This is a genomic window from Salinimicrobium oceani, assembly GCF_012037645.1.
In genome coordinates this window covers 1-369 of the sequence record NZ_JAAVJR010001039.1, presented here as the reverse complement: position 1 = coordinate 369, position 369 = coordinate 1, and the positions used below count along the sequence as shown (strand labels likewise).

The following is a 369-nucleotide window of genomic DNA, read 5'->3' as shown; positions in this document are numbered from 1 at the left end:
CACCCCGCACCCCGCAACTCACATCTAAACAAGTCATCCCGGATTACAAATCCGCGCCATCACAATCTCCCCTCGTCCCCCAGTCCCCCGATCCCCCGGTCCCCCAGTCCCCAAGTCCCCATTTTTAACGCACTTTTAAAGATAAAAGCTTCTTATTTTCCATAACTTCCCGAAAAACAAAAAATGAAAGCAGCACAAGTACAGGAAAAAGGAGGAGATTTTATTATTGTTGATCTGGACAAACCAAAACCGGGAAAAAAAGAAGTATTAATAAAAGTAGAAGCCTGCGGCATTTGTCACAGCGATGCCTTAGTTAAAGAGGGCCATTATCCCGGACTTCAATATCCCCGTGTACCCGGCCATGAGGTC

1 protein-coding gene is annotated in these 369 nt (G+C 46.6%); it reads left to right on the top strand.

All coding sequences use genetic code 11. The annotated features are described in order from the left end of the window. Positions 1-183 precede the first annotated feature (183 nt). Positions 184-369: alcohol dehydrogenase catalytic domain-containing protein (locus HC175_RS20670; protein ID WP_168139889.1), on the top strand; the 186-nt coding region annotated here is incomplete at its 3' end.